The sequence below is a fragment of the Devosia sp. genome, assembly GCF_025809055.1.
GTDB lineage: Bacteria > Pseudomonadota > Alphaproteobacteria > Rhizobiales > Devosiaceae > Devosia.
In genome coordinates, this window is record NZ_CP075529.1 from 524,014 (window position 1) to 549,905 (window position 25,892).

27 protein-coding genes, 1 tRNA gene and 1 pseudogene are annotated in these 25,892 nt (G+C 63.2%); 17 read left to right on the plus strand and 12 right to left on the minus strand.

What is annotated here, in order from left to right; genetic code table 11:
* Positions 1-126 precede the first annotated feature (126 nt).
* Genes KIT02_RS02535 through KIT02_RS02545 form a run of 3 tightly spaced genes read left to right on the plus strand, consistent with a single transcriptional unit; the run spans position 127 to position 2,398 of the window.
* Positions 127-762, plus strand: a complete 636-nt coding sequence (locus tag KIT02_RS02535; RefSeq protein ID WP_297581858.1) for a carboxyltransferase domain-containing protein — start codon at positions 127-129, stop codon at positions 760-762.
* Positions 759-1,655 (plus strand): biotin-dependent carboxyltransferase family protein, encoded by an 897-nt coding sequence (locus KIT02_RS02540; protein ID WP_297581861.1) that lies wholly within the window; start codon positions 759-761, stop codon positions 1,653-1,655. Before KIT02_RS02535 ends, KIT02_RS02540 begins: the two co-directional genes overlap by 4 nt.
* The gene (locus tag KIT02_RS02545; RefSeq protein ID WP_297581864.1) at positions 1,652-2,398 is read left to right on the plus strand and encodes a 5-oxoprolinase subunit PxpA; all 747 of its coding nucleotides are present in this window, start codon (positions 1,652-1,654) and stop codon (positions 2,396-2,398) included. Before KIT02_RS02540 ends, KIT02_RS02545 begins: the two co-directional genes overlap by 4 nt.
* Before the next feature lie 99 nt (positions 2,399-2,497).
* Here KIT02_RS02545 and KIT02_RS02550 read toward each other — a convergent pair whose 3' ends face one another.
* The 5 genes from KIT02_RS02550 to KIT02_RS02570 all read right to left on the minus strand — a co-directional run bounded on the left by KIT02_RS02550 (position 2,498) and on the right by KIT02_RS02570 (position 7,741).
* Positions 2,498-3,253: an ABC transporter ATP-binding protein gene (locus tag KIT02_RS02550; protein WP_297581867.1), complete on the minus strand. Its 756-nt coding sequence runs from the start codon at positions 3,251-3,253 to the stop codon at positions 2,498-2,500.
* Positions 3,254-3,267: 14 nt separating this feature from the next.
* Positions 3,268-4,032: an ABC transporter ATP-binding protein gene (locus KIT02_RS02555; protein WP_297581874.1), complete on the minus strand. Its 765-nt coding sequence runs from the start codon at positions 4,030-4,032 to the stop codon at positions 3,268-3,270.
* A gap of 9 nt (positions 4,033-4,041) precedes the next feature.
* On the minus strand, positions 4,042-5,181 hold the full coding sequence (locus KIT02_RS02560; RefSeq protein WP_297581876.1) for a branched-chain amino acid ABC transporter permease: 1,140 nt from the start codon (positions 5,179-5,181) through the stop codon (positions 4,042-4,044).
* Position 5,182: 1 nt separating this feature from the next.
* The gene (locus KIT02_RS02565) at positions 5,183-6,214 is read right to left on the minus strand and encodes a branched-chain amino acid ABC transporter permease (protein ID WP_297581879.1); all 1,032 of its coding nucleotides are present in this window, start codon (positions 6,212-6,214) and stop codon (positions 5,183-5,185) included.
* A gap of 168 nt (positions 6,215-6,382) precedes the next feature.
* Positions 6,383-7,741, minus strand: a complete 1,359-nt coding sequence (locus tag KIT02_RS02570; RefSeq protein WP_297581882.1) for a substrate-binding protein — start codon at positions 7,739-7,741, stop codon at positions 6,383-6,385.
* A 181-nt stretch (positions 7,742-7,922) separates the two neighbouring features.
* Here KIT02_RS02570 and KIT02_RS02575 point away from each other — a divergent pair, with 181 nt between their 5' ends.
* The 4 genes from KIT02_RS02575 to KIT02_RS02590 all read left to right on the plus strand — a co-directional run bounded on the left by KIT02_RS02575 (position 7,923) and on the right by KIT02_RS02590 (position 12,920).
* A complete protein-coding gene (locus KIT02_RS02575; RefSeq protein WP_297581885.1) occupies positions 7,923-9,506 on the plus strand; it encodes a short-chain fatty acyl-CoA regulator family protein in 1,584 nt (527 codons plus the stop codon).
* Positions 9,507-9,595: 89 nt separating this feature from the next.
* Complete coding sequence (locus KIT02_RS02580) at positions 9,596-9,979, plus strand: response regulator (protein ID WP_297581888.1); 384 nt, start codon at positions 9,596-9,598, stop codon at positions 9,977-9,979.
* 13 nt (positions 9,980-9,992) lie between these two features.
* On the plus strand, positions 9,993-10,196 hold the full coding sequence (locus KIT02_RS02585) for a hypothetical protein (protein WP_297581890.1): 204 nt from the start codon (positions 9,993-9,995) through the stop codon (positions 10,194-10,196).
* Positions 10,197-12,920, plus strand: coding sequence for a sensor histidine kinase (locus tag KIT02_RS02590; protein ID WP_297581893.1), 2,724 nt, complete (start codon positions 10,197-10,199; stop codon positions 12,918-12,920).
* A 214-nt stretch (positions 12,921-13,134) separates the two neighbouring features.
* On the opposite strand, the gene KIT02_RS02595 is transcribed toward KIT02_RS02590, so the two are convergent.
* Positions 13,135-13,953, minus strand: coding sequence for an ion channel (locus KIT02_RS02595; protein ID WP_297581895.1), 819 nt, complete (start codon positions 13,951-13,953; stop codon positions 13,135-13,137).
* Between the two features lie 50 nt (positions 13,954-14,003).
* Positions 14,004-14,753: a FecR domain-containing protein gene (locus KIT02_RS02600; protein WP_297581897.1), complete on the minus strand. Its 750-nt coding sequence runs from the start codon at positions 14,751-14,753 to the stop codon at positions 14,004-14,006.
* A 189-nt stretch (positions 14,754-14,942) separates the two neighbouring features.
* On the opposite strand from KIT02_RS02600, the gene KIT02_RS02605 reads away from it, so the two are divergent.
* The 4 genes from KIT02_RS02605 (at position 14,943) to KIT02_RS02620 (ending at position 18,561) form a co-directional block, all read left to right on the plus strand.
* Complete coding sequence (locus KIT02_RS02605) at positions 14,943-15,686, plus strand: glycosyltransferase family 2 protein (protein ID WP_297581899.1); 744 nt, start codon at positions 14,943-14,945, stop codon at positions 15,684-15,686.
* A gap of 94 nt (positions 15,687-15,780) precedes the next feature.
* The gene (locus KIT02_RS02610; protein WP_297581902.1) at positions 15,781-17,727 is read left to right on the plus strand and encodes a flagellar hook-length control protein FliK; all 1,947 of its coding nucleotides are present in this window, start codon (positions 15,781-15,783) and stop codon (positions 17,725-17,727) included.
* On the plus strand, positions 17,724-18,005 hold the full coding sequence (locus KIT02_RS02615) for an EscU/YscU/HrcU family type III secretion system export apparatus switch protein (protein WP_297581904.1): 282 nt from the start codon (positions 17,724-17,726) through the stop codon (positions 18,003-18,005). The genes KIT02_RS02610 and KIT02_RS02615 overlap by 4 nt, the downstream gene beginning before the upstream one ends.
* A gap of 85 nt (positions 18,006-18,090) precedes the next feature.
* Positions 18,091-18,561, plus strand: a complete 471-nt coding sequence (locus KIT02_RS02620; RefSeq protein WP_297581905.1) for a hypothetical protein — start codon at positions 18,091-18,093, stop codon at positions 18,559-18,561.
* Positions 18,562-18,573: 12 nt separating this feature from the next.
* On the opposite strand, the pseudogene KIT02_RS02625 reads toward KIT02_RS02620, so the two are convergent.
* Together KIT02_RS02625 and KIT02_RS02630 are read right to left on the minus strand one after the other, a co-directional pair.
* Positions 18,574-18,924 (minus strand): annotated as a pseudogene (locus KIT02_RS02625) (cell wall hydrolase); the annotation flags it as partial.
* Positions 18,925-19,130: 206 nt separating this feature from the next.
* Positions 19,131-19,448 carry a hypothetical protein gene (locus tag KIT02_RS02630; protein WP_297581908.1) on the minus strand — a complete coding sequence of 106 codons (318 nt, stop codon included), beginning with the start codon at positions 19,446-19,448 and terminating at the stop codon, positions 19,131-19,133.
* A gap of 108 nt (positions 19,449-19,556) precedes the next feature.
* Here KIT02_RS02630 and KIT02_RS02635 point away from each other — a divergent pair, with 108 nt between their 5' ends.
* Complete coding sequence (locus KIT02_RS02635; RefSeq protein ID WP_297581912.1) at positions 19,557-19,877, plus strand: hypothetical protein; 321 nt, start codon at positions 19,557-19,559, stop codon at positions 19,875-19,877.
* Positions 19,878-19,925: 48 nt separating this feature from the next.
* On the opposite strand, the gene KIT02_RS02640 is transcribed toward KIT02_RS02635, so the two are convergent.
* Positions 19,926-20,447 carry a DUF4282 domain-containing protein gene (locus KIT02_RS02640; protein ID WP_297581915.1) on the minus strand — a complete coding sequence of 174 codons (522 nt, stop codon included), beginning with the start codon at positions 20,445-20,447 and terminating at the stop codon, positions 19,926-19,928.
* Between the two features lie 81 nt (positions 20,448-20,528).
* Entirely contained in the window at positions 20,529-21,230 is a 702-nt protein-coding gene (lipB, locus tag KIT02_RS02645) for a lipoyl(octanoyl) transferase LipB (RefSeq protein WP_297581918.1), read from the minus strand.
* A gap of 105 nt (positions 21,231-21,335) precedes the next feature.
* On the opposite strand from lipB, the gene KIT02_RS02650 reads away from it, so the two are divergent.
* Both KIT02_RS02650 and KIT02_RS02655 read left to right on the plus strand, forming a co-directional pair.
* Positions 21,336-21,569, plus strand: a complete 234-nt coding sequence (locus tag KIT02_RS02650) for a FliM/FliN family flagellar motor switch protein (protein WP_297581921.1) — start codon at positions 21,336-21,338, stop codon at positions 21,567-21,569.
* A gap of 147 nt (positions 21,570-21,716) precedes the next feature.
* Positions 21,717-21,801, plus strand: a tRNA-Leu gene (locus KIT02_RS02655).
* Between the two features lie 72 nt (positions 21,802-21,873).
* Here the strand turns inward: KIT02_RS02655 and KIT02_RS02660 are convergent.
* Positions 21,874-22,410: a hypothetical protein gene (locus tag KIT02_RS02660; protein ID WP_297581924.1), complete on the minus strand. Its 537-nt coding sequence runs from the start codon at positions 22,408-22,410 to the stop codon at positions 21,874-21,876.
* A gap of 351 nt (positions 22,411-22,761) precedes the next feature.
* Here KIT02_RS02660 and ugpB point away from each other — a divergent pair, with 351 nt between their 5' ends.
* From ugpB to ugpE, 3 genes are all read left to right on the plus strand, one after another.
* Positions 22,762-24,093 (plus strand): sn-glycerol-3-phosphate ABC transporter substrate-binding protein UgpB, encoded by a 1,332-nt coding sequence (gene ugpB / locus KIT02_RS02665; RefSeq protein ID WP_297581927.1) that lies wholly within the window; start codon positions 22,762-22,764, stop codon positions 24,091-24,093.
* Between the two features lie 62 nt (positions 24,094-24,155).
* Positions 24,156-25,040 carry a sn-glycerol-3-phosphate ABC transporter permease UgpA gene (gene ugpA / locus KIT02_RS02670; protein ID WP_297581929.1) on the plus strand — a complete coding sequence of 295 codons (885 nt, stop codon included), beginning with the start codon at positions 24,156-24,158 and terminating at the stop codon, positions 25,038-25,040.
* A gap of 7 nt (positions 25,041-25,047) precedes the next feature.
* Positions 25,048-25,887: a sn-glycerol-3-phosphate ABC transporter permease UgpE gene (gene ugpE / locus KIT02_RS02675; protein WP_297581931.1), complete on the plus strand. Its 840-nt coding sequence runs from the start codon at positions 25,048-25,050 to the stop codon at positions 25,885-25,887.
* Positions 25,888-25,892 lie beyond the last annotated feature (5 nt).

Consider the following 25,892-nt stretch of genomic DNA (forward strand, 5'->3'; position numbering starts at 1 on the left):
CCGACCTGCCGAATTGACCTCGCGTTCCGGACCGGCATAGTGCCGCACTAGCCGATTTTGCGGCCACTGGCCGCCAGGAAGCAGTGGGGCACGATGCCAACGAGATCAGAACCCGTCGGACGACCTGTGCTGTCGCCGCTCGGCGACAGCGCCATTATGGTCCGGTTCGGACTGGTGCTGGACGATGGAGCCAATCGCGATGCCATCCGCTTCGCGCAGGCCGTGTCGGCCGATCCGGTGAGCGGCGTGGTCGAGGTGGTGCCGAGCCTGGTTTCTGTGCTGGTGCGCTACGATGCGCGAGCGATCAGTTTTGACCGGCTGCGGGGGGAATTGACCCTGCGCATCGGCCGGCAGCCGGACGAAGAGCGGTGCTCCCTCTGGACTATGGACATTGATTTCGGCGGCGAGGCCGGTCCCGACCTGAACGAGGCGGCCGAGTCACTGGGCATGAACAGCGCCGCATTTATTGCCCGACACAACCGGGAGCCACTGCGCGTCCTGACGACTGGTTTCGCCCCGGGTTTCGTCTATTGCGGCTTCCATGGCGAGGACATGGTCCTGCCGCGCCGCCAGACTGTTCGCGCCTCGGTGCCCGCCGGCAGCATTCTCTTTGCAGCCGGGCAGACTGCGGTCACGGCCACCGATCTGCCAACCGGCTGGCATGTCATCGGCAGCACGGATTTTCGCAACTTTGACGCGTCGCGCGAGCCGCCCACGCAGTTGCGCGCCGGGGATCGGGTACAGTTCAGGACTGTCCGATGACCCGGCTCAGGATCGAGAGGGCGAGCCCGCTTGCCACCATTCAAGACAAGGGCCGTTTTGGTCAATTGGCGCAGGGGATCAGCGCATCCGGGCCGATGGATGAAGCAGCTTACCGCCGGGCGGGGTTGATGGCGGGGTCAGCAGACCACGCGGCTATCGAATTCACGCGGGCCGGGCTGGATATGCGCATCCTCGAGGGAGAGGTGCGCCTGGCCTGGGATGGCGGACAGTTTCTGGCGCGAAGCGGCGGCGAAGCCTTGCCCTGGCCGGGATATGCGCTGTTCCGGGCGGGCGACAGGCTAGGCATCGCGCCGGGCCCAGCGGGTAATTACGGCTATCTGCGGTTCGGTGCCGCCCTCGATCTCGCGCCGGTTCTGGGCAGCCGCGCCACCAATAGCCGGGCTGGATTCGGTGGCCTCGACGGACGCGCGCTGTTGGCGGGTGACGAGCTTGTCCTGACGGGGCCGGGTGTGGCGCAAGAGGCGCCTGAACAGCCAGAAAGGCAAGATGGTCCCCTGCGGTTCATCTGGGGCATTCATGCGGATCGGTTTACCCACGAGGTGCGGACAGCGTTTCTGCAGGCGCAATTCGACGTCACCACGATGATGGACCGGATGGGTGTGCGGCTCGCCGACAGGGCCGGCGTCTTTGCGGGAGCGAGCATCCTCTCACTGGTTTCCGACCCGGTGCTGCCCGGCGACATTCAGATCCTGGGCGATGGTACGCCCATTATCCTGATGCGGGATCATCAGCCCACAGGTGGCTATCCGCGGATCGGCACGATCATCCCCCGGGACCTCGACCGGTTTGCGCAGGTGCGGCCGGGTGGCCGGGTGACGTTTGAACCAGTGAGCGTCGATCATGCCCATCGGATAATGGAGGGCAGGGCGTGACTGAGCAGATCGATCTCAATGCCGATATGGGCGAGGGGATAGGCGATGACGGCGCGCTGCTCGAGATCGTCTCAAGCGCCTCGATTGCCTGTGGCGGGCACGCGGGCGACGCGGCGACCATGCACGCCGTCCTCAGCCAGTGCCGTGACCTCGGCATTTCCGCGGGAGCCCATCCGGGCTATGCGGATCGCGAGAATTTCGGGCGCAAGCGGCTGGATGTCGCGCGCCCCAAATTACTGGAGCAGGTAAAGGTTCAGCTCGAAGCCATTCTGGAAATTGCGAAATCTTTTGGTTACGGATTGCGCTATGTCAAACTGCACGGCGCCCTGGCCAATGTCGCGGCAGAGGACGACGACCTGGCCTTTGACCTCTTCTCAATGGTGCGTGACATTGATCCGGCGCTCGCCATTCTGGCACTCGACCAGAGCGCGCAGGTGCGGGCGGCCGAACGATTGGGCCTGGATGTCACCCTGGAGGCCTATGCCGATCGTGCCTATACGCGCGAGGGCTTGCTGGTGCCGCGTAGCGTCAGTGGCGCGGTGATCCATGACGAAGCGGTAGTGGTCGAACGCTGCCTGAGACTGGCCGAAACCGGCGAGATCGTGGCGATCGACGGAACCATTGTCCGCAGCCGGGCCCGCTCGATCTGCCTGCATGGCGATACGCCCGGCGCGGTACGGCTTGCGCGGCGCGTGCGGGCCGCACTCGAGGCGCGGGGGATCGCAATTCGCGGTTCGAAATGAAGGCATGTACCCCGGGTCCTTCGGGGGAGAGTGAGATCGGCGACATGCCTTTTCCAAAGAACCCGGGGTATTCCAGCCGGCCGTGGGGGCCGGTTGAAGTCAGATCGCCAGATATTCGTGGCGCAGTTCGGCGTTATCGAGCACTTCCTTGGCGCTGCCAGAGAAGACGACCTCGCCGGTATCGAGAATGACTGCGCGGTCGGCCAGTTTGAGCGCGGCCACGGCGTTCTGCTCGACGATGATCGTGGTGATGCCCATGGGCTTGATCGAGTGGAGAATGCGCTCGATTTCCTGGACGATCACCGGGGCCAGGCCTTCATAGGGCTCGTCAAGGAGCAGGAGTTTCAGGTCGCGGGCGAGGGCGCGGGCGATGGCCAGCATCTGCTGCTCGCCGCCCGACAGAGTCACGCCTTCCTGAGTCCGGCGTTCGGCCAGGCGCGGAAAACTCTCGTAGATCTGCTCGAGGCTCCAGCCATTGCCGGGCGCTACCTTGGCGAGGGTGAGATTTTCCTCGACCGTCAGGCCCTGGATGATGCGGCGATCTTCGGGCACGAGCTGAATGCCGCTGCGCGCCGCCTCGAAATTACGCATCTGGTGGACAGGCTGGCCATCGAGCCAGATTTCGCCCTGCCGCATTTGCGGATCGTCGGTGCGGGCAATAGTGCGCAGCGTCGAAGTCTTGCCGGCGCCGTTGCGGCCAAGCAGGGCCAGGATTTCGCCCTTGCGCACGTCCAGGGACACGCCCTGCACGATGTAGCTTTCCCCGTAATAGGCGTGCAGGTCGCGCACCGAGAAGAAGGGGCGGGTGGTTTCGATTTCGGCAGCCTGCGCGCCAGCCACTGTTTCGGATGTCATGGCTATCGAACTCATCAATGGGTTCCTCCCAGATAGGCTTCCTGCACCTTGGGATTGCCGCGCACGTCGTCGGGCGAACCGTCGGCGATGATGCGGCCCTGGGCCAGCACGGAAATCTTGTCGGCCAGCGAAAACACCACATGCATGTCGTGCTCGATGATGACCTTGGTCATGCCGCGCGCCTTGATCTTCTTGAGAAGTTCGATCGTGGTGTTGGTGTCGTGGCGGCTCATGCCGGCCGTGGGTTCGTCGAGCAGCAGCAGACGCGGGTGCTGGATCAGGCACATGGCCAGCTCCATCCGCCGCTTGTCACCGCGGCTGAGACTGCCCGCCAGCATGTCGCGGCGGTTGATCATGCCGACGTCTTCCAGCATGTGCTCGGCTTCCTGGCGGATGCCGGTTTCGCTGTCGAGCGAACGCAGCATGTTCAGCGTGAAATTGCCGTCGCGCTTGGCAAACGCCGGGATCATCACGTTGTGCAACACGCTGAGGTCGGCGAAGATTTCGGGCGTCTGGAAGACGCGAGAAATGCCGAGCTGGTTGATCTGGTGCGGCTTGCGCCCCGTCAGCACCGCGCCGTCGAACACCACCTGGCCACTGGTTGGCGCCAATTTGCCGATGATGACATTGAGCAGGGTCGACTTACCGGCGCCATTGGGGCCGATAATCGCGTGGGTCTTGCCTTCCTCGACCTGCAGGTCGATGTCGGCCAGGGCGTGCAGGCCGCCAAACCGCTTGTGGACGTCCGCTACGTGCAGGACAATGTTTCCATTGGACATTTCTGGTTCCTACTCGGCAGCTTGGGTCTGAGATGAGGACTGCGGGGTGGCGCCGCGATTGCGGAAGAGCGCGGCGATCCGCCGGACGCCCTCCATGATGCCGCCGGGCAGGAAGATCACGATGATCACGAACAACAGGCCCAGCGTCAGGTGCCAGCCGTCACCCACGAACTTGCTGGTGACCTTGACCACCACGTCGGCGACGCCATCGGGCAGGAAGCTCCAGAAGCGCGCCAGGATGTTGTCATTGAGCGCGGATAGAATGTTCTCGAAGTACTTGATGATCCAGGCGCCGATAACCGGGCCCACCAGCGTACCCACGCCGCCAAGAATGGTCATCAGCACGACTTCGCCCGAAGCGGTCCACTGCATCCGCTCTGCCCCGGCGAGCGGGTCGGTGACCGCGAGGAGGGCACCGGCGAGACCGGCATACATGCCCGAGATCACGAAGGCCGAGAGCGCATAGGGGCGGGTGTTGAAACCGGTGAACTGCATCCTGGTCTGGTTCGACTTGATCGACTTGAGCATCATGCCGAAAGGCGATCCGGCGATGCGCTGGGCAAAGAAGAACGACAGGATGAGGAAGCCGGCGCAGAAGTAGAAGCCTGCATAGCCGCCCAGCTGCTGGCCGAACAGGGTCGGCACAGGCTGGCCAACAAAGGTCTGGCCCAGGGCCGCATCGAGGACGCGGGCATCACCCAGCGTCAATTGCAGTCCCGTTTCACCATTGGTGATGGGCGTCAGCACCGAATAGGCGAGGTTATAGCTCATCTGGGCGAAGGCCAGCGTGAGGATGGAGAAGTAGATGCCGGTCCGGCGCAGGCACAGGAAGCCGATGACAAGGGCAAAGAGGCCCGAAACGATGACTGCGAAGATCATCGCGGGAATGGCATCGAGGGTCAGCAGCTTGAACGACCAGACCGCCGCATAGGAGCCGACGCCGAAGAAGGCGGCGTGGCCGAAGCTGAGATAGCCGGTGAGGCCGAACAGGATATTGAAGCCTACGGCGAAGATGCCGAAGATCATGAAGCGCTGCAGCAGGTCCGGATAACCGGCGCCGAACGGGGCCAGCCAGATGGGCATGGCCAGGACGACAATGGTGAAGCCGAGGAACAGCAGCAGATCGTTGCGGGACATGAAATTGGCCATGTCAGGACTCCATCACGCCGCGGCGGCCGAGCAGGCCACGGGGGCGAACGAGCAGAATGATGACGGCGACGAGATAGATGATGATCTGGTCGATGCCGGGGAAGAAGGCCTTGATCTGCGTCATCGAGGCGAAGGACTGCAGGATGCCGAGGAGGAACCCTGCGGCAACGGCGCCGGGGAGCGAGCCCATGCCGCCAACCACCACGACCACGAAGGACAGCACCAGGAAGTCCATGCCCAGGTGATAGTTGGGCGGGAGCAGGGGCGTATACATCACGCCTGCCATGCCCGCGACGACAGCAGCCAGGCCGAACATGATGGTGAAGCGCCGGTCGATATTGATGCCGAGCAGGCCCACGGTTTCACGATCAGCCATGCCGGCGCGCACAACCATGCCGAAGGTGGTGAACTGGAGGAAGGCAAAGACGCCGCCGATGATCACCACCGAGAAGGTGAGGTAGATCAGGCGCCAGAGCGGGTAGGTAATGACATTGGCCTGCATGCCCAGCCAGGCGCCGATATCGGCGGCACCGCGCAGGTCGGTGGGCATGGGCTGCGGAATGGGATTGGGACCGAATACGGACTTGATCACTTCCTGCGCCACGATGGCGAGGCCGAAGGTGACCAGGATCTGCTCGGCGTGCGGGCGCTTGTAGAAGTGCTTGATGATGCCGCGCTCGAGCGCAATACCGACAAGCAGCATGATCGGGATGGTGATCAGCAGCGACACCGGCACGGAATAATTGACCAGAACCGCGCCGAAATCGCCGAACCAGGCCTGGACAAGCGGTTCGCGGATTTCCAGCGGCGAGCCCCAGGGGGACAGTTTTTCCGGATCGATGGTGACCGTTTCAAGGGTCAGGAACTGGCGGAACATGACGGCGCAGAAGGCGCCCAGCATGAACAGGGCCCCATGGGCAAAGTTCACGACCCCCAGTGTTCCGAACACCAGGGTCAGCCCCAGGGCGATCAGCGCATAGGCAGCGCCTTTATCGAGCCCGTTGAGAAATTGCAGAAAGATGACTTCGAACATGGGATGCTCCGGGGTCCACCGAAAGAGCGGCAGCCTCATGGTGAGCCTGTCGAACCACGCGAGGCGGCACGACAGGCATCGGAGGCTGGACCTCGTCCTTCGACAGGCTCAGGATGAGGTGTACTGATGCAAGGTTGCCCGCCCGTGGGGGCGGGCATCAGTCAGGTGCTATGCGCACATCGGAACGGGTTCTGCCGGGCCGAGCTCGCCGCCGAAGATCGCCGGGTCATAGTTGACCGTTTCGCGATCGACTTCCTGGACGACGTTGAGCACGTCGAACTCGCTGGTCGGGCTCTCGTTGCCGCGCACCACAAGCACCGACTTCATGCACTGGTGGTCTTCGGCACGGTAGAGGGTCCGGCCATTGCCCATGCCATCGAATTCGTGGCCTTCCAGGGCCTTGATGACTTCCGGCGGATAGAAGGTGCCGGCGCGTTCCACGGCATCTGCATAGAGCAGGGCCTGGACATAGGCGGTGTGGGCGGCCTGGGACGGCGGGGAGCCATAGGCGGCGCCGAACGACTTGGTGAAGGCCACCGAGCCGGGATCCTGCAGGTTCCAGTGCCAGTTGGACGTGCCGAAGATGCCCTTGACGTTTTCGCCGGCGCCCTTGGCCATAAGCTCGGAGATGAGCGGCGTAACGATCTGGAAATCCTTGCCATTGGCCTGGCGGTCGCGCATGCCGAACTGAACGGCCTGGGTGAGCGAGTTCACCATGTCATTGCCGTAGTGGTTCAGGATCAGCACGTCGGCACCCGAGTTCAGCACCGGAGTGAGGAACTGCGAGAAGTCGCCGGCGCCAAGCGGCGTGCGGACGGCTTCCACGGTTTCCCAACCGAGCGCTTCGGTTGCGGCCTTGATCGACTCTTCCTGGGTCCAGCCCCAGGTATAGTCGGCGGTCAGGTGATAGGCGCGGCGGTCACTGCCGTATTCCTGGCCGAGAACCGGACCAAGGGCCACACCGGACTGGTAGGCGTTGAAGAAGTGGCGGAAACCGTAGCGGCGCTTGTCCTTGCCGGTCGTGTCGTTGGAATGGGTCAGGCCCGCCATGAAGATGACGCCCATTTCCTGGCACAGGCCCTGCACGGCAATGGCTTCACCGGAGGACGAACCGCCCGTGATCATGATGGCGCCATCGCGCTCGATCATGCGGGTCGCGCCGGCACGGGCCACGTCGGACTTGGTCTGGCTGTCGGAGGACACGAAGGCGACCTTCTTGCCCAGGATGCCGTTGCCCTTGAGCGCGGACGGCTGCAACACGTTCAACAGGCCGCCATCGCCTTCGCCGTTCAGGTGAGCAATGGCCAGCTCATAGGCCTTCTGCTCGTCAGCGCCTTCTTCGGCATAGGCGCCGGTCAGGGGCAGGTTGAGGCCGAAGGTGACGGTGTCACCGGTGGGATTGTTGCAGAACTCCTGCGCCCAGGCCCCCTTGGTGAACATCATGGGTGCAACGCCGGTGCCGATGATACCGGCCATACCAGTCTGCAGAACTCTGCGGCGGGACAGCCCGCGCTTCAAAAGTGTCATTGATCTCCTCCTTGTGGCACGGGGCCGTCGATACATTGCCGACAGCTCACCGCACTCGCCAAATATTCGACACATTTGAAAACGGCATCAATATGCCATTGTAATAAAACCACAATTTTGTAAAATGTTGATCTGTAGATGACTAGTTTTTGTCAATACGTTGACACCGGGGAGGGGTGTGATGCGGGCACCAATCGGCTTCAGGATCAGCAACAGGCGGAAATCGTTGAGGATTTCCCAGGCCGCGTTGGCGCGTCTGGCCGGCATTTCGCCGAGTTATCTGAACCTTATCGAGAACAATAAGCGCGACGTGGGCGGCTCTCTCTTGCAGCGGCTGGCCCAGCACCTGCAGATCGGTATCGAGGATTTGACCGGTCAGGCCGAGCAGAAGCTGCTGCAGGACCTCGAAGAGGCCTATGCCGACCCCATGATCGAGTCGCTGCCATTTCAGCCCGATGAGCGGCGGCACCTGGTGGCGCAATATCCGGCCAGCGGCATGGCTTTGGCCCGGTTGCATCGCGCCTATACGGGTGCCGTTGCCAGCGCCGATGCCTATGCGGACCGGCTGCGCTCCGATCCATTGCTGAGCCAGTTGCTGCACCAGATCCTGTCCGGCATCACGGCTGTGCGCTCCAGCGCGGAAATTCTCGACGACGTGCCCGATCTCGACGAGGGCGAGCGGCAGCGGTTTGTGGCGGCCATCAGCCGCGAGACCCGTATGTTGGGCGAGGTGACCCGAACCCTCATCGGGCAGTTTGAAACCTCCAGCGCCCAGAGGCGCTCCGTCTCGCCAGCGCGTGAGATCGACGATCTGATCATCGAGCAGAGCAACTATTTCCCGGCGCTCGAAGCAGTGGCCGTCGCGTTGCGGCACGAAATCGACGGAGCCGGCAGGTTTGGTCTCGATCTCCTGGCTGAGATGCTGAGCGTGCGGTTTGGTGTCAGGTCCGTCGTTGGCGAACGCACGGCAGGCCTGGATGCGGATTTCCCGGGCCAGTACCGCTACCTGCCGGAGCACAAGGTGATGTGGTTCCGGGGGTCTGCGACACTGGCGACCCGCCAGTTCCAGATGGCCAGGCTCTATGCCCAGTTGGCCGCGCCCGATGCCGTGGATGCGGTGCTCGACGAAGCCGCGCTGTCTTCCGCCACCGCCATGCGGCAGGCCCGGAGCGCCCTGGGGTCGTACCTGGCAGGCGCCATCGTCTTTCCCTATTCGCGGTTCCTCGAGGATGCGGAACGGTGCGCATATGACATCGACTTTCTGCGGCAGAGCTACAATGCCAGCCACGAGCAGGTGGCCCACCGGCTGGTGACCCTGCGGCGCCCGGGCGAGGAGGGACTGCCCTTCGGGTTCCTTCGCTCCGATCCGGCGGGACGTCTGACGAAACACTTTCCGCTGCCCGGCCTGCTGCTGCCCAATTCGGGCCATGCCTGCCCGCTCTGGGCCATTTATGGAGCCTTTCGGACCCCGGATCAGGTCATGCGGCAGGTGGTGCGGTTCTCCGATGGGTCGCGATACCTGTTTGTCGCCCGCACGGTGCAACGGCGCTCGTCCGCCTATGGGCAGCCGGCCGTTCCGTCATCGATCATGCTGGCCTGTGACGTATTGCACGCCGACAGAACCGTCTATGCCCGCGATCTCGATCTCAATCGGCCTGAAACGGACGTGCGGGTGGGGCCAAGCTGCCGCCTCTGTCCCCGCACCGACTGCTCGGCGCGCCAAGAGGAAGCGCTGGCGCCGAACAGCACCGCGGTTCAAGCGTGACGTGATGATGTTTGCACTTGGCGATATCGGTCGATTGCGGTTTAGTACGGGGGCTCGCAGGGGGAGACTGCGGGCAGGCTGGGGGGAATTTGGCCATCGACATTCTGATTGCGGAAGACGAGCCAAGTATCTTGGAATCGCTCGACTTCATCCTGCGACGGGCCGGTTGGAGCATTGAATCGGTCACGGACGGGGATGCAGTGCTTGAAGCCGTTCGCCGCCTGCGGCCGCGGATGCTTGTGCTCGATGTCATGATGCCCAAGCGCGGTGGTTTCGATGTGCTCAAGCAATTACGCGGCGATGCCGAAACCCGCGACCTGCCAGTGCTTATCCTGACGGCCAAGGGACAGCAGCAGGACCGGCGCATTGCCGAGGAACTCGGCGCGGACGGCTTTGTGACCAAACCCTATGCCAATGCCGAAGTGGTCGGCACCGTGCGCAGCCTTTTGGGCGAAGATGCCGGAGAAGCGTAGGATCGTCGGCAGCATGCTCGTGCTGACCGTAGTGGGCACGCTCTTGCTGGTGCCGCCGCTGGTGCATCTGTTCAATCACGACATCACCGTTCTGGGCGTGCCGCAGATCGTGTTCTATCTGTTCGGCGTATGGCTGGCGCTCATTGCCGCAACGGCACTCCTGACCAGCCGGTTGGCGCCGGAGCGGACTTTTACCGGCGACAAGGACGAGAGCTAGATGCTGTCGGCCGATTTTGTCATTGCGACCGCCATTGCCTATGTCGGCCTTCTGTTCGTGCTCGCCTATTTCGGCGACCGCCGGGCGAGGCTGGCCAAGAAGTCATGGCTCAATTCACCCGCCGTCTATACGCTGTCGATTTCCGTTTACTGCACCAGCTGGACCTTTTACGGCGCCGTCGGCAATGCCGCGCGAAGTGGCCTTGAGTTTCTGACGATCTATCTCGGCCCCACCATCGTGTTCGTCGGCTGGTATTTCCTGCTGCGGCGGCTGGTGCGGATCAGCCATATCTATCGCATCACTTCGGTCGCCGACCTCTTGTCTTCTCGGTTCGGCAAGTCCAACCGGCTCGGCGTTCTGGTGACCTGCATCGCGGTCATCGGCATCGCCCCCTATATCGCCCTGCAGCTCAAGGCCGTGACGTCGTCGATCCAGGCCGTTGCCGGATCGTCCGAGTTCGGGCGCGGCAGCCTGCGCGGCATTGACGATGTGGGGCTAGCCCTGGGCGTTGCCGCCGGCATGGCGCTGTTCACCATCCTCTTCGGCACGCGCCATGTCGATGCCAAGGAGCACCACCATGGCGTCGTGGCGGCCATTGCCTTTGAGGCCGTGGTGAAGCTGATGGCGCTGGTGGCGGTCGGCATCTTCGTGCTGTTCATCGGCGGCGGATTTGAGGGTATTTTCGAGCAGGCGGCTGCAAGAGGTGTTGTGGTCGAAACCACCGCCAGCTTCGACAGCCGCTGGCTGACGACCCTGGCGCTGTCCATAGCCGCCATTGTCTGCCTGCCTAGGCAGTTTCAGGTGACGGTGGTCGAGAACTCGGACGAGAACCATCTGCGTGTCGCCGGCTGGGCTTTTCCGGCCTACATGCTGCTGATGAGCATCTTCATCCTGCCCATTGCCGTTTATGGCCTGGCGGTGATGCCAGAAGGCTCCAATCCCGACATGTTCGCGCTCACCCTGCCGCTGGCGGCCGGGCAGAACGGGCTCGCGCTCTTCGCCTTCATCGGCGGTTTTTCCTCGGCCACCTCGATGATCATCCTGGAGTCCATCGCGCTGTCGATCATGGTCTCCAACCACATCATCATGCCGCTGGTTCTGCGGTTTGCGCCGGTCAATCAGTCCGGCGACGGGCAGGGGGTGAGCCGCGTGCTGCTGGTGGCTCGCCGGTTCTCCATCATGCTCATCCTGTCCCTGGGCTTCTTCTACTTCTTCTTCACCCGCGATTCCGACGCCCTGGCGCCGATCGGGCTGATTTCATTTACCGCGATAGCCCAGTTCTTCCCGGCACTGCTGGCGGCGATTTTTTGGAAGGATGCCTCGCTCAAGGCCGTGTCCTCGGCAATCCTGCTCGGCTTTGTGACGTGGGCCTGGTGCTGCTTCCTGCCGTCCTTCGACTCGGTGTGGCCGGCGGTGTCCGAACTTTTGAGGCAAGGCCCCTGGGGCATTTCCTGGCTCCGGCCGCAGGCCATGTTCGGGCTCGATGGCTGGGACCCGCTGGCGCATGCGGCCTTCTGGAGCCTCTCCGTCAACATCCTGACCCTGACCATCGGCTCGCTTGTCACGACGCCTTCGGCCCTGGAGCGCATCCAGGCGACCGCATTCGTCGATGTCTTCCGCCGCCCCAATCTGCCGCAACGCAGTTTTGCGCCGGGCTCCACCACTGCCAACGATCTCTATTTCGTGGCCGAGCGTGTCCTGGGTGAGCAGCGGGCGGCGGCCCTGTTCGAGTCGGCGGCGCGAGAAAGCGGCGTCGATCCGATCGGGTTCGAGCCAACACCGGAGTTCGTGGGGCACCTCGAGCGCGAGCTGGCCGGTTCGATCGGCGCCGCCTCGGCGCATGTGATGGTGTCCAAGGTGGTCGCGGGCAGCGACGTTTCGCTCGAAGAGATGATCCAGATGGCCGACGAGGCCCAGCAAGTCATCGAATACAGCCAGCAGCTCGAAAAGACCTCGGCCGAACTCCGGGTAACGGCCCGCAAGCTTGAAGACGCCAATACGCAATTGCGTGAGCTCGATACCCGTAAGGACGAGTTTCTCAGCCAGGTCAGCCACGAGGTCCGCACGCCGATGACCTCGATCCGCTCGTTCTCCGAAATCCTGCTCGATCCTGCGCCCCTGGACGAGGGCCAGCGGCAGCGCTTCGTCTCGACGATCCACACCGAAAGCCTGCGACTGACCAAGCTGCTCGATGAAATTCTCGATCTCAGCGCACTCGAGCGCGGCGAGCGCAGCTGGGACAATGCGCCATTCGACGCCGAAGAGGCGCTCGATCGCGCCGTGTCGGTCTGCGACGCCCTGTTGCGGCAGAAGGGGATGCGGGTCGAATTCAGCGATCGGGCCAAATCCACCATGATCGATGGCGACGCGGACCGGCTGTGCCAGGTGCTGATCAACCTCGTCTCCAACGCCGTGAAATATAACGACGCCGAAAGCCCGGTCGTGGTGATCTCGTCGAAAGTGCGCGGCGGCAATTACTATGTCGAAGTCGCCGACAACGGACCCGGCATCCCCCGCAAGCATCGCCATCTGATCTTCGACAAGTTCTGGCGCGGCGTCGAAGGGGCCGGGGATCAGGGCGGGGCAGGGCTTGGCCTCGCCATCAGCCGGCAGATCGTCAGCCGTATGAACGGCTCGCTCGAACTGGTCCAGGGACCATTCCTGGGCGCCTGCTTCCGTATCCGGCTGCCGATTGTGGGCAGCGTGCAGACCGATCGCGCTTAGAGCGTTTCCCCTTAAACTGAACCATCGCCTTCATCGCCCCCTCTCCTCTCAGGGGAGAGGGATGGGGTGAGGGGTGAATGCCTCTCGGCAAGAACGAAAATCTGAACCCCTCATCCGGCGCTTCGCGCCACCCCGGATCAAGTCCGGGGCAGGCTCTTCTCCCCTCAGGGGAGAAGGGAAAGGCTCCGTCGTTTCAGACCTATTGTGAAGTGGTCTAGTGCGCGCCCTCGTCAGGAATGGCGAGGATATGGCCGCAGGCCTTGCAGTGAACGGCATCGGGTTCATGCTTGTGCAACCCGCATTGCGGGCAGGGAAACGTCACCTTGGCCGGACGGAAGATGAGTTGGGCCAGGCGCACGAACAGCGAGATACCGAAGATCATCACGACGATCGAGACCAGCTTGCCGAACGTGCCGGGCAGCACGATGTCGCCAAAGCCCGTCGTGGTCATGGTCGCGACGGTGAAATAGAGGGCGTCGACATAGCCGTCGATGCCTTCCCCGCGATAGGAAAAGGCCGTGTAAACGAAGCCGGTGACCACGAACAGAAAGACCAGCAGGTTGATGACCGCCTGCACGGTCTGGCGGTATTCGCCAAAACCGCGCCGATCCAGCGGGCGCCAGAACAGGCTGGATCGGGTCATGGTCCAAAGCCTGAGAATACGCAGAAAGCCCAGATTGAAGAACCATGTCGGCGCAAGCAGCGTCACGAGGATGAACACATCGACGATAACCGGCAATTGCCGCAGCCATCGCAGCGGATGCGTCGAAGCCAGGCCCCGCGCCGCAAGGTCCAGCACCAGGATTGCGGCGATCGAATAGTCGATCCAGAGGAAGCTGGATGTATCCTTGAGCAGGGGGCTGGCGATGAAGAAGGCAATGATCGCAAGGTCAACGATCAGAATCGTCGCCTGGAAACGAAGCGCCTTGGGCGACTGGCTGTGATAGAGCAGCCGAAGTTTTTCCCGCACACGCTCGAGCCGCCCCCGCGGCTCTTCGGCGGCATCGTCGACTGCCTGCTTGCTATCGGTCAAGGCGGGCCGGACCGGTGGATGCTGGCAACACGATTAGGCGACCCGCGGGGTCAGTCATCATTGGTGTAATCATACTGATATTCGTAGGTATAGGGGGTCTCGTTCTGCGGTGCTTCGACAAGGCTGTCGAGCGACTGGACCGGAGGCGGCTCGGTGCAGGCGTGCGCGCCTGAAACGCGGAACGCCGGCTGCAGGATCGACTGCAGGCGTGCAAAGGGGAAATTGCGGACCATGCCGCTGCGCTGGTCACTGTCCCAGCCGAGCAGGCCCGGTTGCGATGCGCCTAGTGCACCGATGTCGCAACGCTTGGCGAGCTCGATGCAGGTGCTACCCTGGCAGAGGCTCAAGGCGCCTTCATAGAGCATTGCCTGGGTGAAATTGCGCGTCACCGCCAAGTCGAACCTGGTACCCCGAACCGCGATGGATGCTGTCGGCGTCTTGATGGAATAGGCGGATTTGGGGCTGTTGCCGGAAATGAACCGGAATGTGCCGGCCAGGGCATTGACGGTGAATTTGTCGACCGTATTGCCCTTGAGCAGATAGGCCTCGATGGTCAGCGCACTGCCGGGCCCGACCACCAGCTTGGTTTGATCGTCGAACAGCAGTTGCACGCGGCCTTCAGGCCCCGTGGTCACCCGATCGCCGACCGACACATCGGCGCCGACCACCAGGGTCCGTTCCGCGCCGCCGGATGTGTTGACGGCCTGGGGCACGACATCGACAGCCTTGCCTTCATTGGCGGCGACGGCCGGGGCGCACAGCAAAATCGCAGTAATCGCGGCAGACACAAGTGATTTCATGGTGGAACTCTGTTGCACACACCGGTTGAACACAATGTGAATAGGGTGACCTGAGAGTATCGTAGCAGGATTTTTTGTGGCCCGAAACGGCACTGTCGCGGTCGATGGAGCCGCCCCCAGCGGTTGATGCGGCGCAGCGGGCGCGCTATGTGCTGCCGGATATGGTCGGTTATGGCCAGGAGACAATCGATGAAGCTCGCATTCGTGATCCCGGCCTACAATGAGGAAGCCCTGATCGGCAAATGCCTCGAGTCCGTCCTCGCGGAGATCAAGCGGTCCGGCGTCGATGCCGATGTCATCGTCGTCAACAATGCCTCCACCGACCGCACCGGGGAAATCGCCCGCAGCTATGAAGGCGTGCGCGTGGTCGATGAACCCAAAAAGGGGCTTGTGAACGCGCGCGATGCCGGATTTGCGGCCAGCGCCGGCTATGAACTGGTCGCCAATATCGACAGCGACACCATCGTGCCCGAGGGATGGCTCGATGTGGTCATGCGGGAATTCGGCAAGAACCCGAAGCTGGTTTGCCTCAGCGGCCCCTACATCTACTACGACATGGCCTGGCACAACCGGATGCTGATCGGCCTCTTCTACGGCCTGACCTATCTGATCTACCTGCTCAACCGCTTTGTGCTGCGGGTTGGGTCGGTGGTGCAGGGCGGCAACTTCGTCTTCAAGCGCGAGGCCTGGGAACGGGTCGGCGGATACGACCGGTCGATTACCTTTTTCGGCGAGGACACGGACGTGGCGGTGCGCCTGTCACGGGTGGGGGCGGTCAAATGGACATTTGCCCTCAAGATGAAGACATCGGGCCGACGGCTTGAAAAGGAAGGCGTATTCCGCACCGCCGGAACCTATACGCTCAATTTCTTCTGGGTGACGTTCAAGGGCAAGCCGCTTTCCAAGGACTATGACGACGTTCGCCCGCAATAGGATGCCGGGCACGATTTTTCTTGCGGGCTGACGAGTTTGGCCTGATGCGCTAGATTGTCTCCGTGCTGCGTGATGTGTTGCGGCCGGAGGGAAGATGAGTATCTCGTCGCAGCTTCCGCCTTTGTCCCTGGGTCAATACGGACCCGCCCTGCGCGCGCTCGGCCTGCAGGCGGGGCAGACGGTCGAGGCGCGGGTTGTGGCAACGGCGCCGAACGGCACCGTGCAGGTCCAGATCGGCAAGCAGACTCTCAGCCTGCAAATGCCGTCTCCGCCCCCCCTGGGGTCAGCGCTCTCGCTTTCGGTCTTGCAGACGGATGGGCAATTGCGGCTTGCGCTCGTGGGCATCAAGCCTCCGGCGACGGCCGCCTTGCCTGCCACTGCGCCAGCACTCAATGCGTCGATCGCTGCAAGCGTCCAGCTTTCGCCAGCCGCGCAGGCCAGCACATTGGCGCCACCGGTTTCGACCAGTTCGACCGCCACGCCCGTCGCCGCGGCGCCCCAGCAAGGGGCTGCGTCTGCGGCCGCAGCGGGCCCGGCCGTGGCGACAGCCGCGCCGACGGGTGCCACGCCCGTTCCGACGACTGCATCAACGGCGACGCCTGTGCAGCCCGGATTGTCGGGGGGGCCGGCGAGCGGGCCCGCAGTCGCTCCGGCCCCGGCGGGCACGGCCCCCGCCATGGCGCCTGCAACTCAGGCACAGACCGCCGCGACCGCTCCTGCAACTGCGCCGCCAACGACCACTCTTGCGTCTGCGGCGCCCATTGGCACCGCGAGCGCACCGCCGACCAATCAACCAGTGACCGGCACTCCCGCCCAGGCGCCGGCCGGCCCGACGACCAATGCCGGCACCCCCGCACCGGCCACGACCGCTTCGCCGGCGACCGGGCCGGCGGCAGGCATGTCCGTACCTGCAGCCGGTGCCGCACCCAGAGCGGCGGTTCCCTATGCCGTGGCTGCTCCGGCCGCCGGGGCCGTAATCGCAGGCGTTGATCGCCTCAACCCGACATCGTCCACCGCGCTTCCGCCGGTGCAGCAAGCCGGGCCGAGCACGCAGGTCGGCCAACATGCGGGGCAGGGTTCTGCTCCCTTGCCCCAGGCTCAGCCGGGCGTGGCGACGAGCCCGACGCAGACGCCGCAGGCGGCGCTGACGCAGATGGCGCAACACGCCCTGCCCCAACAGGGGAGCGTGGTTGCGCTCACCACCGCAATTGCCGGGCTGGCCGCAACCGCGTCCCTGCCGGAGCCGGTGAAGAAGGCCCTGCAGCAGGTCATGGCCCATCGGCTCTCCCTCGATGGCGCGAAGATGGATGGCAAGGCTTTGCAGACCGCCATCCGCGGCTCAGGCATCTTCCAGGAGGCATTGCTGGCCAACGGCCAGGCGAGGGTCGCGTCCGGCGATATGAAATCGGCGCTGTTGAACCTGCAGGGCAAGCTGACCGCCTGGCTGGGCGATCAGGCGCCGGTGCAGCAGGTGACGCAGATCGCGCCGCCTGTTCGTGGTCAGCTGCCGCGCGCCAGAACGTCGCCCATGGGGACCGCAGAATTGCCCGTAGATCCGGTCGAAGCCGGCAAGGTCCTGCTCGAACGCACCGAATCGGCGCTCTCCCGGCTGCGTCTGCATCAACAGGCGTCCTTGCCGGACGCGCAGGCCCGCCACGAAGGCGCGCAATGGAGCCTCGACCTGCCGGTATCGCTTGCCGGGCAGCAGTCGCTGTTGCAGATGCAGATTCATCGTGATGCCGAGGGCGGCGAGGAAAATCCCGAGGACCGGGGCTGGCAGGTGCGATTTGCCATGAACCTGGCCGGGATCGGTGAAGTGGGCGCACAGGTCTCCCTGCGGTCGGGGACCGCCGGGATCATGCTCTGGGCCGACCAGAAAGAGACCGCGGACCTTCTGGCGAGCGGCGTCGAAGACCTGCGCGACGAACTCGCCACGCTCGGCCTCGTGCCCGGCGCCATCGTGGTGCGCAACGGGGCCCCCAGCCTTCCTTCGGCCAATCAGCCAGCCGGCGCCCGTCACATACTGGATGCCATGCGATGAGCGGGGACCGGCCAGATCCGCAATCGCTCGCCGTGGCGCTGCACTATGAGAAGGATTCCCGCGAGGCGCCGCGCGTCGTCGCCAAGGGGAGGGGGCTTGTCGCCGAAAAGATCATTGCGCTGGCCGAGGAGAATGGCGTGGTGATCGAGGCCAATCCGGTCCTCGCGGAGGCCCTGAGCGGTGTTGAACTGGACGAAACGATCCCCATTGAACTCTATGACGCGATAGCCGTCGTCATCGGCTACGTGCTTCGCCAGACTCGCGGTTCTGGCCGCTGAACCGATTCTGAACAGGGGAGCCAGCACCGGTTCAATCGCAATCGCGCATGACTGCAGCAGTGCAATGCCAATGAGGGATCTGGCCATGCGTACTGCCCGTCACCGCCGTCTGTTCGTTCGTAACCTGTCCATACTCGCCGGCCTTGCCACCCTGGCCGTGCTGCTTGGCACGCCGGCGCAGGCCTATGAATTGCAGGCCATGCAGCCAAACGCCCATGGGCAGGTGGAGTTTGTCATGCCCTCGGGCAATATCGGCTGCATTTATACGCCCGCCGGCGGCACGCCCGTCTATCAGACGGCCGATGGTGGCGCCGAAATCCAGTGCGACCGGGTTGAACCTGCCTATATCCGTGGTGTTCTCGGCGCCACCGGTGGCGGGCGCGTGTTCAGCAATGTCGGGGATCAGGGCTGCTGCGGAGCAGGCCAGGTATTCCGCTACGACCATGTGGTCGAACTGGGACCGTTCCAGTGCCTGTCAACGCGGAAGGGCTTAACCTGCGCGCGTGCCGATGGCCACGGCTTCTTTCTCAGCCGCGCAATGGTCGAGGCCAGGTAGGTTTTAGCGGGTCGAGCGCTTCTCGTAGAACTCGTTGCCGCCTGCCTCGAGCACATAGAACATGTTGTTATAGGGGAAGCGCAGGCCCGCCGTGTGGAAGTGCTGCGCCTCCTGCACCCCGGGATGGCGGGCGCCGCGCAGCACCTGGTCGGCGACCTGGCTGGCCAGGACGGCGCCACTATCGGTCATGGGGCGGGTGAGGACGCCGGCGGCGAACTGATTTTTCTGCCCGACAACGCCGCAGACCGACTTGGGATAGCGCGGATCTTCGAGCCGATTCATAACCACGGTGCCGACGGCCAGCATGCCCTCGGCGCTCGACCGGTTCGATTCGAAATACATGGCCCGCATCATGCATTCCTTCGAACTCATCGTGTTCATGGCGAGATTGGTGCCCAGCATGCCGCAGCCGGCAAGACTCGATCCGGCAACGACAAGGGCTGCCAGTTTCAAGAGTGTGCGGGTGACTGGACGCATGACCGTGCTCCGGGATGTGACGAAAATATCGCTTGGCCCGAAAATGCGCCCATAGACTTAAGGAAAGCCTCAGGCAGAAGGTAAACCAGGTCCTAACGCCGGATGAGGCGGGCCAGCAGCAAGGCTGTTCCCAGGACCGCGAGGGCAGGCAGCGGATCGCGACGGACGGCCAGGGCGCCGCGCTTGGCCTGCTCACCGGCCAATTCTGCCATGTGAATGCCCTGACGGGAAGCCTCCTTGCCGAAATCGGCCAGATGCTCGGTCCAGTCCTCCGCTGCATGTCCGGCACGGCGGGAAAGAGACCGGGAAATGCGATCCACTTCCTGGCGCATGGCATGGAGCTGGGCCTCAAGGCCCTGACGGGGTGGTTCGGCAAGGCCCAGCTGGGATAGTAGGGACTGGATAGACATGACGCCTCCTGATGTTCACGGCAAAACGGAAAACTCTGCCAGAGAGTTCCCAAATCGCCCTTGAAACGCCACAGGCGCACGCCATCTCATGGGGGACGGAGTGTGTCGATGAACAAGAGCGAAAACCGGCTCAACCGCCAGTTCAACAAGATCGAGCGCCGCATCCCCCAGACGGCGGCCGGGTGGTTGTCGCGCCTGCGCCGGCCGGGGGCACGCTGGATACGCATACCCCTCGGTATCCTGCTGGTGCTGGGTGGAATTTTCAGCTTCCTGCCGGTGCTCGGCATCTGGATGCTGCCGCTGGGCCTGCTGTTGCTGGCTGTCGACCTGCTGTTCCTGCAGGGGCCGGTGAATTTCGGCATCGTCCGCGGCACACGGTGGTGGACCAATTGGCAGCGCCGTCGCCGGGACAAGAAGGCCGGCAAGTAGGCAGCACATCCGCAAGAAAAAAGGCCGCCTATTGGCGGCCTTGTCGTATCAGGTCAGGGACTTCGGTGTGCGTCGGGCTGTCCGGCGCGGCGCCTTGTGCGTTTCGCCGGGCCGGGTCGAGGGTTCGCGCTCGCCGTCCGGACCGGTATGGGGCAGGGGCTCGGTCGCCGGGGTGATATATTCGTCGGCCTCGGCATAGTCGGCCTCCTCCCCCTCTTCGGCCAGATCGCGAATGGCGTCGCGCACTTCGTCGAGCAGCGAAGCCGAATAGCGCGACCGCTGGACGTTCTCGCCGGTGGTTTCATGGTCCTTGAACCACACCAGCAGCGCTTCGCAGCCGATCCGCAGCCCGACAAAAGACAAAAGGCCGAAGACCACGATTTCGAGAATGCCCCAAAGGCCGTCGCCAAAGCCCATGCCGAAGCGGAAGAAGAAGTGATTGATGGCCCATAGCAGGATGGCCGCCAGGCCCAGGGCATAGAGAATCGGCACCAGGCGTGGCGAGAGAATCGCATCGAGCCTGAACAGCGTCTGGCGCGTCAGCAGGCGTTTGAGATCGTCCAGGGTCATTTCAGGCTCCTCGATTCCGTTGCGGGCATATTAGGCAAGGCCGGCCCGGAGGAAAACAGTTGGCAAGACCGATAGTGGCCGTCATGCACGCATTGCAACCCTGGCCTCGCGCTGCGCGGTCGGGCCGAAAATGGCTTCAAACCGGTCGCGCAGCACCGAGTCGACTTCCGGCAGAGACAACAGCACGCCCAGATCCTCGAAGCTGGTCACGCCCTGGTCGGAAATACCGCAGGGCACGATCCCGTCATAATGGCTGAGGTCCGGCGAGACGTTGAGCGAAATGCCGTGAAAAGTCACCCACTTGCGCACGCGCACGCCGATCGCGGCAATCTTGTCCTCGCGGCCAAGCCCGCGATCCGGCCGAGCAACCCAGACCCCGACGCGTCCCTCGCGCCGTTCGCCGTGCAGGTTGTAGGCTTCGAGCGTGTCGATGACCCATTGCTCAAGGCCCTGAACCAGACAGCGGATGTCGCGGCCGCGCCGGGTCAGGTCCAGCATGACGTAAGCCACGCGCTGGCCAGGGCCGTGATAGGTATATTGCCCGCCGCGCCCGGCCGCAAAGACCGGAAAGCGCGGATTGAGCAGATCCTCGGTCCGGGCCGAAGTGCCGGCCGTATAGAGGGGCGGGTGCTCGAGCAGCCACACGGCTTCGGGGGCGGTGCCGGCAGCAATCGCGGCCACGCGCGCGTCCATGTCCGCGAGGGCCTGTTCATAGGCATAGGGGGTGTCGAACACCGACCATTCGACCGACGCTCCATCCTCGTGGTGGAGTTTCGTGTCCATTTTGCAGGCCGGAGACGGGCTTGTTAACGGTTCCATAACCAAGGTTGATCCAATTTTTACCAATCGAATCCGCCCGAACGGGCAGAAAGCGCCTAGCCCTTATCTATGAGCACACTGGACAATATTGAAGTCGATGTCACGGTCGAGCTTGGAGCGACCACGATGCCGATCCACCACCTGCTTCGCATGGGCCGCGGCGCCGTGATCGAACTGGACGCCACCGAGCATGATCCGCTGCGCATCTATGCCAATAGCACGCTCATTGCACGCGGCGAGGTCAATGTCGAAGAGGGGCACCTCAAGGTCATGGTGACCGAAAAGGTACTTCGCCTCGGATAAGGCGGCTGGTCGCCGACCCGCGCTCACGTCGATTGGTCTCCACAGTCTCTGAGAGAATTGCGATTTATGCGCTTGAGGTTGTGTGCGAGCTTTGCTACACCCCCACTCGCTTCGGGGCCGCTGGCTGCGAGGCTTCTACCACACAGTGCGGTCGTGGCGGAATTGGTAGACGCGCAGCGTTGAGGTCGCTGTGCCGCGAGGCGTGGAAGTTCGAGTCTTCTCGACCGCACCAGTCACTCCGGTGACGAACAAGAAGCTGCCGCAAGGCGGCTTTTTTGTTGTCTTGGGCCCGGCGTCGCGCCGGTCAAGCACCAACTTTCTGAGTAATCTCGATCTTGGGAACCTTGAAGCCCATGGCGATCCAGGCGACGAGGAGCTTGGCGTAAAATCCGGCCGTCGACATGGCCCCGGAGGGCAGGCTGTCGTCGAGCGTGGTGCCAGCCGGCACATCGCCGGTCTGGGTGCGAATCTGCATCGGGGGACGCGTTTCGTCGGGCCACATGGCGGCAAAGAGGCTGAGCCAGTGGCCCCCGGAAAATTCCGTGAAGACCGGCGTCTGGCAGCAACTGGTGACGACGCGGCGGGTTGGTGCGCCCTCGCTCAGGCGAAACTCCGCCAGTCCGGCCGTGCCATCGGGGAAGCTGACGCGGTCCTTGCGGTAAAGGACATAGGGAACCCCGCCATTGCTGGCCGTCATGGGGCGCGACAGAGGCAGTGCCGCCAGGCGCTGCGCTGCGGCCCGACAGGACGAGCAATGGCATTCCGCCGTGATGAACGGTCCGCCGCTCACCTCGAGATGGAACTGGCCGCAGGCACAGCTGAGCGTGGTTGATCTGGTCATGCAAGGCTCCCTGAAATTCAGACTCACCCCAACGACGAATGCCGCCGCCACGCTTCGACATCATCGTTGCTGGGCAGGCGAAGGGTGTTGGCGATGTGACTGCATCGGTCCGCAAACTGTCAACCTTGGCCTGTGCGGTGTCACGGGACTGACACCAAACCTTCAATGCATCGTCAAGGCGGCTCACTAGACGGGGCGGGCAATCGTTGGCCCTGGGGGCAGGCGGCTTGCGCGCCGGTGGGTTCGGATAGTTTCGTTTGCTTTCGTCTCTCCGCCCCGGCGTTCACACAAAAACCGGTCTGGCAGGCGCCGGACGGCCATGAGGCCGCTCCGGCCCGTTGGGAGACAAACATGACCTATCCGATCCGTTCGGCGGCACTGGCCGCCCTGACGCTTGCACTGTCCACGTCCACTGCCTTTGCGCAGACGGAAATCAACTGGTGGCATTCCATGGGTGGCGAACTGGGCGAGCGCCTCGAAGCCATCGCGGCCGACTTCAACGCCAGCCAATCCGACTATGTCGTAGTGCCGAGCTATCGTGGTGAATACGAAGAATCCATGGTCAACACCATCGCCGCCTTCCGCGCCGGCGAGCAGCCGCACCTGGTGCAGGTCTATGAAGTCGGCACCGGCACGATGATGGCCGCCAAGGGCGCCGTCTATCCGGTCTATCAGCTGATGGCCGACCACGGCAGCAACTTCGATCCTGCCGCCTTCCTGCCGGTGGTGACGGGCTATTACACCGACACCGAGGGCAACATGCTCTCGATGCCGTTCAACTCCTCGACGCCGATCCTCTACTACAACAAGGCTGCCTTCGAGGCTGCGGGCCTTGATGCCAATACCCCGCCCAAGACCTGGGAAGAGGTTGAGCAGTTCAGCCAGCAGATCCTGGACGCCGAAGCGGCCCAGTGCGGCTTCACCATGGCCTATACCGCCACCTGGACTGGCACCGAAAACCTGTCGGCCTTGCACAATGTTGCCTATGGCACGCTGGAAAACGGCTTTGGTGGCCTGTCGAGCGAATTGACCTTCAACCACCCGATCGCCGTTCGCCTGTGGGAAAAGCTGGCCGAATGGCAGGCTTCGGGCATCTACGCCTATGGCGGTCCGGCAGGCGGCGCCGACAATGCGCCAAAGTTCTATTCGGGCGAATGCGCCATGTACATGAACTCCTCCGCCTCGCGCGCCGGCGTTCTGGCCAATGCCGAGGGTTTTGAGGTTGGTTTCGGCATGCTGCCGGTCTTCGGTGACGTTGCCGGTGCACCGCAGAACTCGATCATTGGTGGCGCGACCCTCTGGACGCTGTCCGGTCATGAGGATGCCGAATATGACGGCGTTGCTGCCTTCCTGACCTACCTGTCCTCGCCGGAAGTCCAGGCTGCCTGGCACCAGGCCACCGGCTACCTGCCGGTTACGCTTGCCGCCTATGAACTGAGCCAGGAACAGGGTTATTACGAAGCCAATCCGGGCTCGGACATTGCCATCAAGCAGATCAACCTCAACCCGCCCACCGAGAACTCCAAGGGCCTGCGTTATGGCAACATGCCGCAGATCCGCACCGTTCTCGATGAGGAACTGCAGGCAGTGCTGAACGGTCAGAAGACCGCCCAGGAAGCCCTCGACTCCGCCGTCGAGCGTGGCAACCAGATCGTCCGCGAATTCGAAGCCGCCAACCAGTAAGCGCTTCTGCACACCAGGGAAGCCGGCTCGACGGGCCGGCTTCCGCTTTCCGGACGGCGGACATGGATACCAAACGCACTGTTTTTCCGAGCAAGGGCCTGCCATATCTTCTGGTGGCGCCGCAGCTTGCGATTACCCTCATTTTCTTCATCTGGCCGGCGAGCCAGGCGGTAAAATCCTCCTTCGAGCGGCAGGATCCCTTTGGCCTGTCCACCCAGTTCGTCGGGCTGACCCACTACCTGCGCCTGTTCCAGGACCCGCTCTACCTCACCTCCATCGGACGAACCGCCCTGTTTGCGGTAGCCGTTACCGCCATATCCATGGGCGTGGCGCTGCTGCTCGCGGTCGCCGTCAGCCGGGTCATCCGCACGGCCAATGCCTATACGACCATGCTGGTCTGGCCCTATGCAGTGGCGCCCGTCGTTGCGGGCATGCTGTTCTGGTTCCTGTTCAACAGCGCCACGGGTCACCTGGCCTATCTGCTGCGCTATTTCGGCGTGGTCTGGAATGCCAATCTCAACGGCGACCACGCCATGATCCTGGTGATCCTGGCGGCGAGCTGGAAGCAGATATCGTACAATTTCCTGTTCTTTCTCGCCGGCATGCAATCGGTGCCGCAATCTTTGACCGAAGCCGCGGCAATCGACGGGGCAGGGCCTCTCAAGCGCTTCTGGACCATCGTCTTCCCGCTGCTGTCGCCGACGACCTTCTTCCTGTTCATCGTCAACGTGAACTACGTCATGTTCGACACCTTCGGCATCATCGCCGCGACCACCAATGGCGGGCCGAACCAGGCCACCAATGTGCTGGTCTACAAGGTCTATTCGGACGGGTTCATCGGCCTCAACCTGGGGTCGTCCTCGGCCCAGTCGGTCGTGCTGATGGCCTTCGTCATCCTCCTCACCATCGTGCAGTTCCGCTATGTGGAACGGCGCGTTCAGTATTGAGCGCATCATGGTCGAAAACCGCCCATTCCTTGCCGTCCTCACCCATCTCGTCCTGATCGTTGGCGTCCTGGTCATAGCCTTCCCGGTCTATGTCGCGGTCATTGCCATGACCCATAGCAAGGAGACGCTGTCGCTCTCGGCGCCGCTCCTCCCGGGGGGCGAACTGTTCACCAATATCGCGCTGGTCTGGAACTACGATCCGCCCGGGATGCCACCATTCTGGCGCATGGTCTGGAACTCCACCTGGATGGCCCTGATCATCATGGCCGGCAAGATTTCCATCTCAATCATCTCCGCTTACGCCATCGTCTATTTCCGCTTTCCGTTCAGGACCCTTGCCTTCTGGCTGATCTTCATCACGCTGATGCTGCCCGTGGAGGTGCGCATCATCCCAACCTATGAGGTTGTCGCCAATCTGGGCCTGCTCAACTCCTATGCCGGCCTCACTGTGCCCCTCATCGCCTCGGCGACGGCAACCTTCCTGTTCCGGCAGTTCTTCATGACCATTCCGGACGAGATGATGGAGGCCGCGCGGGTCGACGGGGCAGGGCCGGTCAAGTTCTTCTTCGATATCCTGCTGCCGCTCAGCCGCACCAACATCGCCGCCCTCAGCATCATCCTCTTCATCTATGGCTGGGTGCAGTACCTCTGGCCCCTGCTGGTGACGACGCGCGAGGAGCATTTCACCCTCATGGTGGGCGTGCGTAGCATGATCGGCCTGGTCGATGTGGACCCGCAGTGGAACATGATCATGGCCGCCGCCGTGCTGGCCCTGCTGCCGCCCGTCCTCATCGTCATCTTCATGCAGCGCCTGTTCGTCAAAGGCCTGGTCGAAACGGAGAAATAACAAGA